The organism is Longispora fulva (assembly GCF_015751905.1).
GTDB lineage: Bacteria > Actinomycetota > Actinomycetes > Mycobacteriales > Micromonosporaceae > Longispora > Longispora fulva.
Genome location: NZ_JADOUF010000001.1, coordinates 4,148,677 through 4,163,164 on the forward strand (window position 1 = coordinate 4,148,677; position 14,488 = coordinate 4,163,164).

Genomic DNA, 14,488 nt, shown 5'->3' on the forward strand with positions numbered 1-14,488 from the left:
TCATGAACTACATTGAGTATGCACATGGACAGTTCATGTCGTCAACTATCCTGGGGGCATGACCGACCCCGTGACCTCCGAGGTAGTGCGCCTGATCGCCCAGATCGTGGCGATGTACACGAAAGAGTATGAAACAGCCGCCGGCGCCCGCGACCTGACCACCATCCAGGCCAAGGTGCTCGTGATGCTCGCCGAGCCGATGGCCATGCGCGAGATCGCCGACCGACTGGGCTCCGAGCGCTCCAACGTCACGGGCATCATCGACCGCCTGGAGGCCCGGGGCCTCGTCGAACGCCGCGCCGACCCGGTCGACCGACGGGTCAAGAAAGTCGCGCGCACGGCTGGCGGCGAGGCACTGGCGACCGGTTTCGCCGCCGAACTCCGATTCGCCGCCGCGCCCCTCGCCGGTTTGTCCGTGACCGACCGCACACAGCTCCGCGATCTTCTTCGCCAGGTGGCGGGTACGGACCTATCCTGACTGCCATGATCGGAGAACGTGACCTGTCCCGCCTGCTCAGCGGCCTGGAGCCCGAGCAGCACCCGGGCCGCTACGTGTTCGTCAGCGTGCCCGGCAAGGCCCCCGGGGACGTGCACCCCGTGGTCACGGTCACCGAGGACGACGGCACGACGCTGGTGCTGACCCGCGCGGAGGCCGACACGCACCACCTGGAGTACGACCTGGTCATGGCGTGGATCACGTTGACCGTGCACTCCGCGCTCGACGCCGTCGGGCTGACCGCCGCGGTGGCCACCGCCCTCACCGGCGAGAACATTCCGTGCAATGTGGTCGCCGGCTACTACCACGACCACGTGTTCGTGCCGTACGACGACGCGGCCCGGGCCATGGCGGCGCTGCGGGCGCTGGCCGCGACCGGCTGAACCGACGCTGCCGGGTCGGGCCCCACCGTAACCGTCTGAAAGGTTTTTACGGGGTTGTGATGCCCACCCCGCGGATGTGCTCGAAGATCAGGCTGGTCTCGGCGTGCGCGATCGACGCGCGGCTGACCAGGTGGTCGAGGACGAAGTCGCGCAGCGCGTCGGCGTCCGGCACCGCCACGTGCAGCAGGTAGTCGGTCTGGCCGGTCACGTGGTAGACCGCGAGCACCCCGGGCAGGGCCGTGGCCAGCGCGCGGAACTGGTCGATGTGGTCGCGGCCGTGCCCGGCGAGCCGCACGGACACCAGGGCCTGGAGCGCGTAGCCCAGCGCCGCGAGGTCGACCTCGGCGTGGAAGCCCCGGATCACCCCGTTGTCGCGCAGCGCCCGCAACCGGGTCAGGCAGGTCGACTGGGCGATCCCGCACGCCTCGGCGAGGGCGGCGTTGGACATCCGGCCGTCCTGCGCGAGCAGCGTGACGATCCTGCGGTCCGTGTCATCGAGGCGAAGATCCTTCGGCATGACCCCATTGTGCATCCGTGTTTTCGCAGATCACAATCATAGACAGATCAATTTCAGAATATTTTACGAGTGGATTGCGCTTCTTCATTCGATTCTTCATCCTTCGCATATGACCAGCCTCGACACCCTGGCCGTGCACGGCGGCCGCGCGGACCTCGCAGGACTCGGCGTGCACGTGCCGCCGATCGACCTGAGCACCACCTACCCGCTGCCGGACGTCGAGCTGGGCGGCGACTCCTACGAGGCGATGGCCACCGGCGGCCGGCCCCTCGACGGCGGCAGCCTCGTCTACCAGCGGCTGTGGAACCCGACCGTCGCCCGGTTCGAGGAGGCCCTCGCCGACCTGGAGGGCACCGCCGAGGCCGTCGCGTTCGGCTCCGGCATGGCCGGGCTCACCGCGTGCCTGCTGGCCACGGCCGCCGAGGGCAGGCGCAACATCGTCGCGGTCCGCCCGCTGTACGGCGGCACCGACCACCTGCTCGCCGTCGGCATGCTCGGCACCACGGTGACCTGGGCCCTCCCGCACGAGGTGGCCGACGCGATCGGCCCCGACACCGGCCTGGTGATCCTGGAGACCCCCGGCAACCCGACCCTCGACCTGATCGACATCGCCCGGGTCGTCGAGGCCGCAGGCGACGTCCCGGTGCTGGTCGACAACACGTTCGCCACCCCGGTGCTCCAGCGGCCCGTGCTGCACGGCGCGACGCTGGTGCTGCACTCGGCGACGAAGTTCCTCGGCGGGCACGGCGACGTGCTCGGCGGCGTGGTCGCCTGCTCCCCCGAGTGGGCCGCCCGGCTGCGGTCCGTCCGCGCGCTGACCGGCGGGCTGCTGCACCCGCTCGCCGGGTACATGCTGCACCGGGGCCTGCAGACCCTGCCCGTCCGGGTCCGCGCCCAACAGGAGTCGGCCACCAAGCTCGCCGACGCCCTGTCCGCCCACCGCGCGGTGTCCGAGGTGTACTACCCGGGCCTGCGCGACCCGCACGCCCTCGTCGGCCGGCAGATGTCCGGCCCGGGCGCGATCCTCGCGTTCTCCGTGCACGGCGGCTACGCCGCCGCCGTCAAGGCGGCGTCGGCCTGCTCGGTGATCACGCACGCGGTGTCCCTCGGCGGGGTGGACACGTTGATCCAGCACCCCGCGGCGCTGACCCACCGACCGGTGGCCACCGAGGCGCGACCGCACCCGGGCGTGCTCCGGGTGTCCGTGGGGCTGGAGGACCCGGCCGACATCGTCGCCGACCTGGTCGGGGCCCTGGACACGGTGATCTGATCCCGGGTCGGCCTGCGGCCGGGGCTCCGCCCCGCCCGCAGGCCACACCCCCGGCGCGCCCCGCTCCGGACCCGCCGCCCGCCGGCCCGGCCCGGGGCGCGCCGCGTTCCCGGCGGTCACGAGGAAGGCCGACCTCCGCCGCCGGGGCAACCGGGGCCTCGCCTTCGCCGCACCCTGCCAAAGTGACCTCCTCCGGTTCAGGTGTGGTCGTGGTCCAGCATCGCCCAGCCGAGCGGCGTCACGTGGTGCACCACCCGGTTGCGGTCCCGGACGCTCGCCAGCAGCCCGGCGTCGCGGAGCACCTTCGCCTGCTCGCTCGCCGAGGGCACCGAGATCCCGGCCCGGCGGGCGAGTTCGCTCGTGCTGCAGCCCGCGCCGGCCACCTCCAGCAGGGTGGCGCGGGTCCGGCCGATCAGCGCGGACAGCGCGGAGCGTTCGGCCCGGTCGGGCAGGAGCACCGTGTCGGAGAACCGGCTGACCGGGTAGATCAGGACCGGCGGCAGGTCCGGGTCGAACATGGTCATGGGCTGGTTGACGCAGAAGTACGACGGGACGAGCAGCAGGCCCCGGCCGCCGAGGTGGATCTCCTGTGGCCGGTGGCCGGGGACCCGCAGCTCGCCGCGGGACCATTCCATGATCGGTCGCAGACTGCGCAGCAGGCCCTCCACGCCACCGTCCAGCATGGCCCTGGCCCGCAGCGCCCGGTCGCGTTCCGTCGCCTGCCTGATGACCGGCAGGTGCGGCGCGATGGCCTGCTCGTGGTAGGCGCGCATCGTGTCGGTCAGTTCGACGACGGCGTCGGCCCCGCCCCGGGCGAGCGGGCCGACGTCGCCCGGCAGCCGGCGGTCGGCGGCGAGTTGGCGCAGCTCGCGGTCGAGCATCGTGGCCGGGGTGCGCCGGATCGCCTCGAGGCCCCGCTCCAGGCCCTGGCCGGCGGCGAACGGGGTGAGGAAGTCGGGAAAGTACCCCATGGTGGGGGTCAGGGTCATGAACCGCCGCCACTCCGGCCGCGAGGTCAGGCCCCGGATCCGGTCACAGGTCGCGCGCCGCCAGTCGCCGAACAGCAGGTCGCCGCGCTGGCCCCGGAGCATGTGCACGCTCAGCACCAGCTCCCAGAGCGGGTCCGGCGCCGCCGCGAGCCGGGTTCTGGCGATGTCCTCGCTCGTGAAGTAGATCCTCAGCATGGTGGCCGTCCAGGGCGAAGGTCACGCGATCGTATCCCCACCTCGGGGTCGTGGGACGCACCGGCCGGGACGGCACCCCACGCGGGGGACCGCCCCGGCCACCGTGCCCCGCTGGCCACGGTGCTGCGACCGGGCGCCGGCCGTGTGCCGCCGCGGCGAGGGGACTCCGCCACGACACCCATCGCCCCGGCGGTCGTACCCGCCGTGGACGCCCCCGTCCGGGCCCGTCGCCACGTCGCGCGGGCGGGTCCGGCGGTCAGCTGCCGGTCACGGAGAGCATCGCCGGTCGGTACCCGGCGGTCAATGTTGTTCGGGCCAGGCCGAAACAGCCGCCCGGGTCACAGCTCCTTGGTGAAGTACACGAGGGTCCATCGCGGGAACGTCGACCGGCCCGCCTCGGCGTAGCCGAGTCCACGGTAGAACGCGAGGGCCTCGGGCTGGTTGGTCGCGGCGTCCAGGAACATCGCCCGGAAGCCCAGCTCGCCGGCCCGGTCCTCCAGGGCCGCCATCAGGGCCCGGCCGACCCCGCGGCGGCGGACGGCGGGGTGAACGCGGACCCGCAGTACCTCCGCGTGGGTCTCGCTTCTGGGCTTGAGGCCGCCCATGCCGACGAGGTGGCCGTCGGTCTCCACGACGAGGAACTCCAGAAAGGAGCCGGCGATGTCCCCCAGGTCGGGGTACGCCGCCGGCGGGTGCGGCTCCGGCGGCAGCGCGAGGGGGACGGAGTCGTCGGCCGCCCCGACACTGGGCAGGTTGTTCAGCGCCCATACCGTGGGCGCGTCGCTCGGCCGGAACTCGCGGACGGTGATCACGACCCACTGTCACCCGTCTATCCCCTGTGGCACAAGCGCGTATTCGGGTCGACATCCGGGACCCGATCCGCCCATTCGGAGAAAACCGCCCGCGACCCCGACCAATTGTTAGGGTAGCCTCACCTCAAGGAGGTGGGGTCGTGACAGTCATGACCGGGACGCCACGGGTCGACGTGGCCGACGCCCTCGCCCGCGCGTCGGCGCTCAGCGGCTTCTACGCGACACTGCCCGCCGACGCGCCCGGCCTCGTCCCGCTCGACGCGCTCCTGCGCCCCGACTCCCTCGCCGACCTCCTCGCCGGCGCCGACACCGCCTGCGGCGGCTGCCGGACCCGACCGGCGCGCACGGCCGCCGCGATCATGCTCGCGTCCGAGTTCTTCTCGGTACTGGCCGCCGGGCCCGCCGGCCTCCTCCTCGCCGACCGCCGCGCCCTGCTCCTGGCTCCCGGCAGCGTCGCGCTCCGCGGCGACGGGGAGGGGGGCTTCGACGCGCTCGCCGGCACCGGCACGCTGCTCGTGCTCCCCGACGACCCCGCGGCCGGCCAGCCGGGCACCGAGACCGCCGGTTCGGTGACCGCGCTGCACACCCGGTTCGCGGCGTCGTACGCCGACCTCCTCGCCCCGGTCGTCGAGGCGGTCGCGGCCGTGACCCGGCGCAGCCGGCGCGCCCTGTGGTCGGAGGCCGCCGACCGGTTCGCCGGGGCGGCGCTGGTGGCGGCGCGGACCCTGGCGGCGGAGGACGCCCGGCACGCCACCGGCGCGGGAGCCGGCACCGACCCGTCGCGGCCGGCACCGCTGCGGCCCGAACTGCGCGCGGAGGTCGACGCCGTCCTGGCCGTCGCCCCCACCCCGCTCCGGCACCCGGTGCGGTGGATCGACGTGACCGCACGTTGCGGCCGGGTCACCTGGAAACGACGCGGCACGTGCTGCCTGACGTACCAGACCCCGAAGTGGACCGGCGAGTACTGCACCACGTGCCCGCTGATCCCCGAGGAGGAGACGGTGCGCCGGGTGGCGGCGTACCTCGACGCGCTCTAGAGTGCCCGGACCGCCTCGGCCACCGACAGCGGCCGCCGGCCGAGCAGCGCCGCGAGATCCCCCGTGACCTCGGAGAACCCGCCGGAGGCGATCGTGGCGTGGATGTCGAGCAGCACCGCGACCAGCCCCTCGGGCACCTCCGCGGCGCGCAACTGGCGGGCGTACTCGTCCGGGGCGACGGCGTCGTGCGTCACCGGCCGGCCGGTCACCTCCGACAGGGCCGCCGCCAGCTCGTCCTGGCTCCACGCGGCGGGGCCGGTGAGGTCGTACACGTCGCGGTCGTGGGTCTCGTCGGCGAGCACGACGGCCGCCGCCTCGGCGAGGTCGTCACGGAGCGCGCTGGCGACCCGGCCGCGCCCGGTGGCCGTGACCAGCTCCGTCTCCTCGAGCACCCCGCCGAGGAAGTTGTCCGTGTACAGCGGGTTGCGCAGGAACGTGTGCCGCAGCCCCGACCCGGCGATCACCGCCTCCGTCCTGCGGTGCACCTCCCCGATGCTCGCCGGGCTCGCGGTGCTCAGGCTCGTGTAGACCAGCGAGGACACCCCGGCGGCCACGGCCCCGGCCACGGCGGCCCTGTGGTGGGCGAACCGCACCTCGTGCGGCATGCCCGCCGAGGAGATCAGCAGCATCCGCCGGGCCCCGGCGAACGCCTCCGGCAGGGTGTCCGGCTCGTCGAAGTCCCCCCTGCGCACGGAGACGCCGAGGGCCGCCAGGTCGGCGGCCGCCCCGGGATCGCGCACGCTGACGGCGAGGGCGGTGGCGGGGACCCGCGCCAGGAGGTGGGTGACGACCCGTCGACCCAGTTGACCGTTCGCTCCGGTGACCAGCAACATGCGCGGAACGCTACGGCTCCCGCGAACTCCCGTCAGGACGCGCGGAGCAACCTGTGCCACGACCGTGGCCTACCGGTGATCACCGCCAGCCCATTTGGGTGGATCAGACCCAGTGGTTCCCCAGCCACATCCGGGCCCACCACGCGGCGTTGGAGATCGGCGTCCCCGTCAGCACCGGGTAGAAGTAGGCGAAGCAGACCGCCACCAGGCCGACATAGGCCCCGATCACGGCCGGGCCGGCCGAGCGCCACCGTCGGGCGACCGTCCCGAGGACGAACACGACGGCCAGGATCAGGAAGGGCTCGCTGGGGGCGGCGTAGAAGTAGTACATGGTGCGGGTGGTGAAGGCGAACCACGGCACGATGCCGACCAGCGCCCCGGCCAGGATCGCCCAGGCCCGCCAGTCCCGGCGGCTGATCGCCAGCCAGGTCAGCACGACGAGCGCCGGCAGGAACGACCACCACAGCACCGGCGTGCCGAGCAGCAGCACCACCGAGGAGCACTGGTCGGCCCCGCAGCCGGTGGCCGGGCCGCTGGCGAACAGCACCGGCCGGCTCAGCAACAGCCACTGCATCGGCCAGGACTGGTACGGATGCCCGGTGTCGAGTCCCGTGTGGAAGGTCAGGGCGTCCACGTGGTAGCGGTACAGGTTGTACAGCGCCCCGACCACCGGCCACTCCGCCCGGCCGTGGTCGCGCAGCCAGTGCCGGTCCCAGGCGTTGTCGCTGGCCAGCCAGCCGGTCCACGTGCCCAGGTAGACCGTGACCGTCGCGCCGGTGTACGCCAGCGCCGCGCCGAGCACCCGGCCGACCGCCGGGCGGGGCAGCCGGGCGGACCGCCGGCCCCGGTACTCCCACACCACCAGCAGCACCACGAACGCGACGGCGTGGAACACCGCGCTCCACTTCACGCCCAGCGCGCAGCCGAGCAGCGCCGCGCTGGCGAACCGCCACCACAGGCGGGGGGCCCGCCCCGCGAGCAGCCGGGACCGGCGGTGGTCGCGGTCGGCGACGAGGCAGGCGAACGAGCCGACCGTGAACGCGAGCAGGAAGATGTCCAGCAGCGCGAACCGCGACAGCACGAACTGGAACCCGTCGAGGGCCATCAGGAGCCCGGCGGCGCAGCCCAGCACCGTGGAGCCGAACATCCGCCGGCCGAGCCGGGTGACCACCACGACGGCGGCGACCCCCGCGAAGACCCCGGCGATCCGCCAGCCGAACTCGTCGCGGCCGAACAGCGCCTCGCCGGCCGCGATGCACCACTTGCCGAGCGGCGGGTGCACCACGAAGTCGGGGTAGTTGTTCTCGACGTTCCACTCGACGCCCCGGTCGAGCATCGTCTGGGCGTGCTTGACGTAGTGCTGCTCGTCGAACTGCTGGCCCCGGGGCGTGGCCAGCCCGAGCACCCGGATCACGGCCGCGATCAGCGCGACGGCCGCCGTCCACACCCAGGACACCGGGTCCGGCGGGGCGAGCGGGGTCAGTCGGCGGCGGACGAGGTCGCCTGCGGTGGGGGCCATGCCGTGATCCTAGAGATCCCGGAGCGCCTCCCGCACCGCCTGAACCTCCGGTACCCCGAGCTCGGTGTAGAGGGCCAGTGCCTCCTTCAGGTTCAACCGGGCGTCCTCGGTCTCGCCCAGGGCCCGGTGCGCGTGGCCGAGGCCCCGGTGCGCGCGCGCCTGCTCGGCACGTTCACCCAGCTCGGAGGCTATGGCGTGCGCCGCGTCGAACCGGAGCAGGGCCCGGCGGTGCTCGCCGGACGCCGACAGGGTCTCGCCGAGCCCGTTGAGCAGATTCATTTCCTGGTACCTCTCGCCGACCTCGCGCGCCAACTCCAGCCCCCGGGTGAAGTGGTCCAGTGCCTGGTCGAGCCGGCCCTGTTCCAGGTGCACCATGCCGACCCCGTCCAGGGCGTTGGCCTCGCCGCCCCGGTCCCCGTACTCCAGGGCGATCTCCAGCGACCGTCCGTAGTGGATGAGCGCCTCCGGGTAGCGCTTGAGGATCCGGCACAGGTTGGCGAGATTCTGCAGCGTGATGCCCTCCGCCGTCCGGCTGCCCACCCGGCGGAAGATCTCCAGGGCCGCGCGCTGTTCGCGCAGCGCCTCCGGGTACCGGCCGAGGCGCTTGTGCACGATCGCGATGTTGCTCAGGTTGCGGGCCTCGGCGACCGGCTCCCCGACCTCGCGGGCGATGACCATGGCCCGCTCGTGGTGCGCGATCGCCTCGTCGTACCGGCCGAGGCGGACCAGGACCACGCCCATGTTGTTGAGCACGTTGCCCTCCGAGGACCGGTCCCCGACCTCCCCGGCGATGATCATCGACAGCCGGAAGTGCTCGTACGCCTCCGCGTACCGCCCCCGGCGCCAGCACGTGATCCCCAGGAAGCTCAGGGACTTGCCGCGCTTGGCCTGGTCCGTGCCGCCGAGGGCCAGCCGGTGCAGGGTCTCGGCCTCCAGGTAGTGCGAGCCGGTGTCGAGGTAGCGGGTCAGGAGCAGCGACAGGTCAGCGGTGTGCTCCAGCCAGCCGTGGGCCGCGGCATGGCCGGCGACGGCCATCAGGTTGGCCCGCTCGGCGTCCAGCCAGACCACGGCGGCGGCCCCGTCGGCCAGCTCCGGGGTCGGGGAGCCGCTCGGCGGTACCGGGGGCCGGCGGTGCGCGTCCTGGGTGTCGTAGACGTCCATGGCCCGCGACGCCGTGTACCGGTAATGGTCGAACAGCCTGGTCAGCGCGTCGTGCCGCTCGGCGGTCCCGGCCAGGTCCGCGGCGTAGAACCGCAACAGGTCGTGCATCGTGTACCGGCCCGCCGTGCGCTGGGTCAGCAGGTGCGCGTCGACCAGCCCGTCGAGCAGGTCCTCGGCCACCCGGTGCTGGACGCCGGCCAGCGCCGCCGCGGCGTACACGTCGACGTCCGGTCCCGGGTGCGTGCCCAGCAGCCGGAACAGCCGCTGCTGCTCCGGGACGAGGTCGGCGTAGGACAGCTGGAAGACGGCGCTGACGTCCTGGTCGTCGACGGCGAACTCGGCGAGCCGGTGCCGTTCGGCGCGCAGCCGTTCGGCCAGGTGCGCGACGGTCCACCGGTCGCGGTGCGCCAGCCGGGCCGCCGCGATCCGCAGCGCCAGCGGCAGGCACCCGCACAGCCCCAGCACCTCCGCGGTCGCCCCCGGCTCGGCGCGCGCCCGGTCGCCGACGATCCCGACGAACAGGGCGTGGGCGTCCTCCTCGGACAGCACGTCCAGGGACACCGGCACGGCTCCGTCGACCGTGGCGAGCCGGCGGCGGCTGGTGATCAGGACCAGCGAGCCCTTCGTTCCGGGGATCAGCGGCCGGACCTGGGCGGCGTTCGCCGCGTTGTCGAGGACGACGAGCACCCGGCGGTCGGCCAGCTCGTCCCGCCACAGGGCGGCGCGTTCGTCCAGCTCCGTCGGGATCTGCGCGTCGGGCACCCCGAGGGCGCGCAGCAGCGAGGCGAGCGCGGCCCCGGGCGCCACCGGGGTCCGGCCGGCCGTGAAGCCGTGCAGGTCGATGAACAGCTGCCCGTCGGGGAACCGGCCGGCGAGGCTGTGCGCGACGTGCACGGCGGTCGCGGTCTTGCCGACGCCGGCCATCCCGTCGATCGCGGAGATGACCACGGTCGTCGCCGACCGGGCGGCGAGCGCGCCGAGCCGGGCCACCTCGGCGGACCGGCCGGTGAAGTCCGGCACGTCGTACGGCAGCAGCCGGGGCACGCTCCGGGCCTCGACCGGGGCCGGGGCCGCCGGTGGGGTGCCCTCGCCCCGCAGGATCTGGCCCTGCAGCGCCGCGAGGGCCGCGGAGGGCTCCAGGCCCAGCTCGTCGGCGAGCAGCCGGCGGGCCTCGTCGTAGCGTTCGAGGGCCTCTGCCTGCCGGCCGCCCCGGTACAGGGCGAGCATGAGCAGGCGCAGCGGCTCCTCGCGCAGCGGGTGCGCGCCGGCCAGGGTGGACAACTCCGCCAGGGCCTCGCGGTGCAGGCCGGCGTCGAGCTCGAGGTCCAGGCAGATCTCCAGGGCGGTCAGCCGCTCCTCGACCAGCCCGGCGCGGGCCCGGTCGACGAGCTCGCTGTCGGGGACGTCGGACAGCGGCTCGCCCCGCCACAGGTCCAGGGCCGCGCGCAGCCCGACCCGGTCGCCGGCGGCCCTGGCCACCGCGACCCGCTGGCGGAACACGTGCGCGTCGACCTCCGTCGGCGGCACGTCCAGGGCGTAGCCGCCGCCCCGGCGGGTGATGCCGACCCCGACCGGGCGGAACAGCGCCCGCAGCCGGGAGATGTACGTCTGGATCATCCCCTGGGGGCGCGGCGGCGGGTCCTCGCCCCACAGCGCCTCGACCAGCCGTTCCACGGACACCACCCGGCCGGTGTCGAGGGCGAGGACGGCCAGCACCGCGCGCTGCATCGGCGGGCCGAGCGGCAGGGGCTGGTCGTCGTGCCAGTACTCCACCGGCCCCAGCAGTCCCAGTCTCACCGCCGGACCCTAACAAGGTATCCGCTGGTCACCCAATGGCCGCTCACCCGGTGGGAAGCCGGACGGCCGCGAGCAGGTAGCGGAACCGCCCGTCCCCGCCGGTCAGAGACGCCGCCTTGCCGGGCCCGGCGAACGTCATCCGGACGCTGTCGCCGCCGAGCGCCGTGAGCCCGTCGAGCAGGAACCGCGGGTTGAACCCGATGCTCAGCTCCCCGTCGAAGTCCGCGTCGAGGGCGGCCGTGGCGTGCGCCTCGCTGCCGGCCCGGGCCTCCAGCCGGAGCCGCCCCGGACTGAACACCAGGTGGACGGGCGTCTGCGGGGCCGCGACGAGGGCGACCCGGCGCAGGGCGTCGAGCAGCGGGCCGGTGCGCACCTCCGCGTGGATCGCGCCGGTGGCGGGGAACTGGGACACGTAATCGGCGAGCGGGTTGTCGAGGAGGCGGGTGACGGTGTGCCGGGGGCCGCAGTCGAGGCCGAGCAGGCCGTCGCCGAGCCGGAGGGTGAGCGTCGTCCCGGCCGACAGGTGCCGGGCGGTGGCCGCCAGGGTGCCGGCCGGGACCAGGGCCGTGGCCGCGCCGGCACCGAATTGTCCGGGAGCGGTGCTGGAAGGCCCACCCTGGCCGGGGCCCGTGCCGTCGAGCGCTCGATCCCCGGCCGGGGACCAGGGCAGGTGCCGGACCCCCATCCGGTACCGGTCGATGCACGACAGGGTCAGGGTCTCCCCCTCCAGGTGCAGCCGCGCGCCCGTGAACGCCGGCACCGTGTCGTCCCGGCTGGCCGCGAGCACGACCTGCGCGACGGCCTCGGCGAACAGGCCGGCGTCGACCGTGCCGGCGACCGGCGGCGGGACGGGCGGCGACGGATAGTCCTCGACGGGCATCGTGGCCAGCGTGAACGTCGCCTCCGCACAGGACACGACGAGGCCTCCGCCGCCTCGGGTCAGGCCCACCGGCCCCGGCGGGAGACTGCGGACGATCTGGGCGAGCAGCCGCCCGGAGACCAGCGCCTCGCCCGGGTCCGTGACCGACGCGGTGGCGGTGGCGGTTGTGGCCACCTCGTAGTCGAACGCGGAGACGGTGAGCCGTTCACCGGCGCGCAGCATCAGACCGGCGAGCACCGGCACCGCCGGCCGGGCGGGGAGCGCACCGGCCGCCCAGGTCACGGCGTCCGACAGGTCCGAGCGGTCGATCGTCAGCTTCACGCCCGCCACCCTAGGCCGGGGGTACGACACGACTACTCCGGTGCGTTGCCCCGCCCGACCCGGTAGGGCTCGCTGACGCCCTCGTACGCGACGTGCGCGACGAGGCCCTGGGCGGCATGGTCGAGGTTGTGGCAGTGGTCCATCCAGATGCCGGGGTTGTCGGCGCGGAACGCGAGCACGTACGTCGACCCGGCCGGCACGTCGAGGGAGTCCCGCCATTCCGGGGACCCGGTGGCGGGGGTGCCGTCCCGGCTGAGAATGACGGCGTGGTGGCCGTGCAGGTGCATCGGGTGCGCCTTGCCGGAACCGTTGACGATGGTCATGACGACGGTGTCGCCCTCGCGGACCACGAACATCGGGACGTCGGGGAACAGGTGGCCGTTGACGGTCCACCACACGCCGGGCCGGCCGTCGACGAAGCCGGGGAACCGTCCGATCCGCAGGGTGAACCGCCGGTCGGCGCGGCCGGGATCGAGGCCGAGCGGGGCCGGGGTGCCGTAGCGCAGCGGGTCCACGGTGCCGGCCGGGGACAGCGCCGGGGCCGGGGCCGCGCCGGGTCGGCCGAGCACCAGGGCCACGCCGCCGAGGTCGACCCGGACCGCCGGGCCGGTGGACGGCACCACGAGACCCAGGTCGGCGCGCCCGCCGGCCGGGACGAGGACGGCCTCGCCGGTCAGCTCGCCGGGTTCGTGCAGGTCACGGGCGTCGAGGGCGAGTAGCCGGTAGGGCGCGCCGGCGACGGTGACCCGGACCGTGTCGTTGTCGGTGTTGACGACCCGCAGCCGGACCGGACCGGCCGCGTCGACCCGGGGCGTGCCGGTCCGGCCGCCGACGGTGCGCAGGTTGGCGTAGGTGTGCACCGGGGCGAGCACGTCGAGCCCCGCCGGGCCGGCGACCACGGCGCCGGGCCCGAGGCCGGCCGGCCCGGGACCCTGGCCAGGACCGGGCTCCGACCCGGAACCGGGAGCCGGCCCGGACCCGGCCGGTTCGATCACCAACGCCCCGAACAACCCCTGCCGCACCTGCTCATGCGACACCTGATGCGAGTGGTACCAGTAGCTCCCGGGGCGCCCGGCCCGGAACCGGTACACATGGCTCCCGCCCTGCGGCACGGCGTCCTGGGTGACCCCGGCGACCCCGTCCTCGGCGTTGGGCACGTCCACCCCGTGCCAGTGCAGGGTGACCCCGTCGGCCACGGACTCGTTGACCAGCGTCACGGCGACCAGCTGCCCTTCGGTGGCCCGGATCGGCGGCCCCGGCGAGAGGTGGTTGACCGTGTACCCGGTCATTCGTTCCCCGCCGCCGAGCACGAAGGACTCCCTGCGCGCGGTGAGCGTCACGGCCACGTCGGGTTCGCCGGCCGGCCCGGTGAGGTCGGCGACGCTGACGCCGTGGTGCACGTGCGCGTCGGGGCCGCCGCCGAGGTCTGGCCGGCCGAGGTCCATCACGGAGTACGTCGACGGCAGCAGGCTGTCCTGCCACGCCCAGCCGAGCGGCCCGACGACGGCGAGAGCGGCGACGGCGGCCACCGCGAGCCGGATCCGGCGGGACACGTCAGGCGACCGTCATGGGTCCTGTCAGCGGCGCGGCCGGGCGTCCGGCGGCCTGTCGGGCATGGATCGCCATGCCGAACAGGACCAGGGCGTTGAAGCCGTGCAGCAGGCCGAGCCCCGGCCAGGCGAACGAGAGGAAGCCGAGCGCGACCTGCAGCGCGACAAGCCCGACGATGATCGCCGCCCAGCGCACCCCGTGCGGCACGTGCGCGAAGAACGCCACGACGAGCAGCGCGATCGCCAGCAGCGGGACGACGATCTGGCCGCCGATGCCGTGCAGCATCCAGCCGGCGTTGCCCTTGTAGCTGTCGTCCAACAGGACGGGTTGGTCGTCGGTGTCATGGGCGAGGCCGAACACGCCGAACGCGATCCAGGCACCCTGCAACGCCACCGAGACCGCGACGAGAATGGCCAGCACCTTGTACGTCGTCCTCACGGCTACCCCCTCGACTCTGCCAGGCTTCGATTCTCCCGCACATACCGTCCAAATGGTATGGAAACTCGCCAATGAGACTGGCTGTCGGGCTCATGCAGCCGACATCATGAAAACTGCATGCGGCCGCCGGTAGCTTTCTGGGCGTCGGGGCACCCATCCCCGGCAGCGGTGGCCCGACGCAGGCCACCCACCCGTCCTTCCGGGGGGCGTCCTTCCGTCTCGCAAACTAGAGACGCCCCCCGGAAGAGACAACCCAGAACCCTTCTCCGGGTACGGAGGGCTCCGCCCC

Annotated in this window: 13 protein-coding genes; 4 read left to right on the forward strand and 9 right to left on the reverse strand. The window is 74.0% G+C overall.

Annotated features, from left to right (window positions below; genetic code table 11):
• The first annotated feature begins 58 nt into the window (after positions 1-58).
• Positions 59-478: a MarR family winged helix-turn-helix transcriptional regulator gene (locus tag IW245_RS18365; RefSeq protein ID WP_197004408.1), complete on the forward strand. Its 420-nt coding sequence runs from the start codon at positions 59-61 to the stop codon at positions 476-478.
• Between the two features lie 5 nt (positions 479-483).
• Positions 484-879: an ACT domain-containing protein gene (locus IW245_RS18370; RefSeq protein ID WP_197004409.1), complete on the forward strand. Its 396-nt coding sequence runs from the start codon at positions 484-486 to the stop codon at positions 877-879.
• A 46-nt stretch (positions 880-925) separates the two neighbouring features.
• Here IW245_RS18370 and IW245_RS18375 read toward each other — a convergent pair whose 3' ends face one another.
• Positions 926-1,396, reverse strand: a complete 471-nt coding sequence (locus IW245_RS18375; protein ID WP_231398850.1) for an Lrp/AsnC family transcriptional regulator — start codon at positions 1,394-1,396, stop codon at positions 926-928.
• A gap of 109 nt (positions 1,397-1,505) precedes the next feature.
• Here IW245_RS18375 and IW245_RS18380 point away from each other — a divergent pair, with 109 nt between their 5' ends.
• Positions 1,506-2,666: a trans-sulfuration enzyme family protein gene (locus IW245_RS18380; protein ID WP_231398851.1), complete on the forward strand. Its 1,161-nt coding sequence runs from the start codon at positions 1,506-1,508 to the stop codon at positions 2,664-2,666.
• A gap of 197 nt (positions 2,667-2,863) precedes the next feature.
• On the opposite strand, the gene IW245_RS18385 is transcribed toward IW245_RS18380, so the two are convergent.
• Positions 2,864-3,850 (reverse strand): ArsR/SmtB family transcription factor, encoded by a 987-nt coding sequence (locus IW245_RS18385; protein ID WP_197004411.1) that lies wholly within the window; start codon positions 3,848-3,850, stop codon positions 2,864-2,866.
• A 338-nt stretch (positions 3,851-4,188) separates the two neighbouring features.
• Positions 4,189-4,662 (reverse strand): GNAT family N-acetyltransferase, encoded by a 474-nt coding sequence (locus tag IW245_RS18390; RefSeq protein WP_197004412.1) that lies wholly within the window; start codon positions 4,660-4,662, stop codon positions 4,189-4,191.
• Between the two features lie 140 nt (positions 4,663-4,802).
• On the opposite strand from IW245_RS18390, the gene IW245_RS18395 reads away from it, so the two are divergent.
• A complete protein-coding gene (locus IW245_RS18395; RefSeq protein WP_197004413.1) occupies positions 4,803-5,699 on the forward strand; it encodes a (2Fe-2S)-binding protein in 897 nt (298 codons plus the stop codon).
• On the opposite strand, the gene IW245_RS18400 is transcribed toward IW245_RS18395, so the two are convergent.
• The 6 genes from IW245_RS18400 to IW245_RS18425 form a co-directional block, all read right to left on the reverse strand.
• The gene (locus IW245_RS18400) at positions 5,696-6,532 is read right to left on the reverse strand and encodes an NAD(P)H-binding protein (protein WP_197004414.1); all 837 of its coding nucleotides are present in this window, start codon (positions 6,530-6,532) and stop codon (positions 5,696-5,698) included. The genes IW245_RS18395 and IW245_RS18400 overlap by 4 nt on opposite strands.
• Positions 6,533-6,635: 103 nt before the next feature.
• On the reverse strand, positions 6,636-8,051 hold the full coding sequence (locus tag IW245_RS18405) for a dolichyl-phosphate-mannose--protein mannosyltransferase (RefSeq protein WP_197004415.1): 1,416 nt from the start codon (positions 8,049-8,051) through the stop codon (positions 6,636-6,638).
• Positions 8,052-8,060: 9 nt separating this feature from the next.
• A complete protein-coding gene (locus IW245_RS18410; protein WP_197004416.1) occupies positions 8,061-11,009 on the reverse strand; it encodes an AfsR/SARP family transcriptional regulator in 2,949 nt (982 codons plus the stop codon).
• A 43-nt stretch (positions 11,010-11,052) separates the two neighbouring features.
• Positions 11,053-12,210 (reverse strand): DNA polymerase III subunit beta, encoded by a 1,158-nt coding sequence (gene dnaN, locus IW245_RS18415; protein WP_197004417.1) that lies wholly within the window; start codon positions 12,208-12,210, stop codon positions 11,053-11,055.
• A 32-nt stretch (positions 12,211-12,242) separates the two neighbouring features.
• Complete coding sequence (locus IW245_RS18420; RefSeq protein WP_197004418.1) at positions 12,243-13,763, reverse strand: multicopper oxidase family protein; 1,521 nt, start codon at positions 13,761-13,763, stop codon at positions 12,243-12,245.
• Position 13,764: 1 nt separating this feature from the next.
• Complete coding sequence (locus tag IW245_RS18425) at positions 13,765-14,199, reverse strand: DUF6220 domain-containing protein (RefSeq protein ID WP_197004419.1); 435 nt, start codon at positions 14,197-14,199, stop codon at positions 13,765-13,767.
• Between the last annotated feature and the right edge of the window lie 289 nt (positions 14,200-14,488).

Coding starts and splice junctions, on each gene's coding strand:
- IW245_RS18365 (WP_197004408.1), top strand. CDS start 59: ATGACCGACCCCGTGACCTCCGAGGTAGTGCGCCTGATCGCCCAGATC.
- IW245_RS18370 (WP_197004409.1), top strand. CDS start 484: ATGATCGGAGAACGTGACCTGTCCCGCCTGCTCAGCGGCCTGGAGCCC.
- IW245_RS18375 (WP_231398850.1), bottom strand. CDS start 1,396: ATGCCGAAGGATCTTCGCCTCGATGACACGGACCGCAGGATCGTCACG.
- IW245_RS18380 (WP_231398851.1), top strand. CDS start 1,506: ATGACCAGCCTCGACACCCTGGCCGTGCACGGCGGCCGCGCGGACCTC.
- IW245_RS18385 (WP_197004411.1), bottom strand. CDS start 3,850: ATGCTGAGGATCTACTTCACGAGCGAGGACATCGCCAGAACCCGGCTC.
- IW245_RS18400 (WP_197004414.1), bottom strand. CDS start 6,532: ATGTTGCTGGTCACCGGAGCGAACGGTCAACTGGGTCGACGGGTCGTC.
- IW245_RS18405 (WP_197004415.1), bottom strand. CDS start 8,051: ATGGCCCCCACCGCAGGCGACCTCGTCCGCCGCCGACTGACCCCGCTC.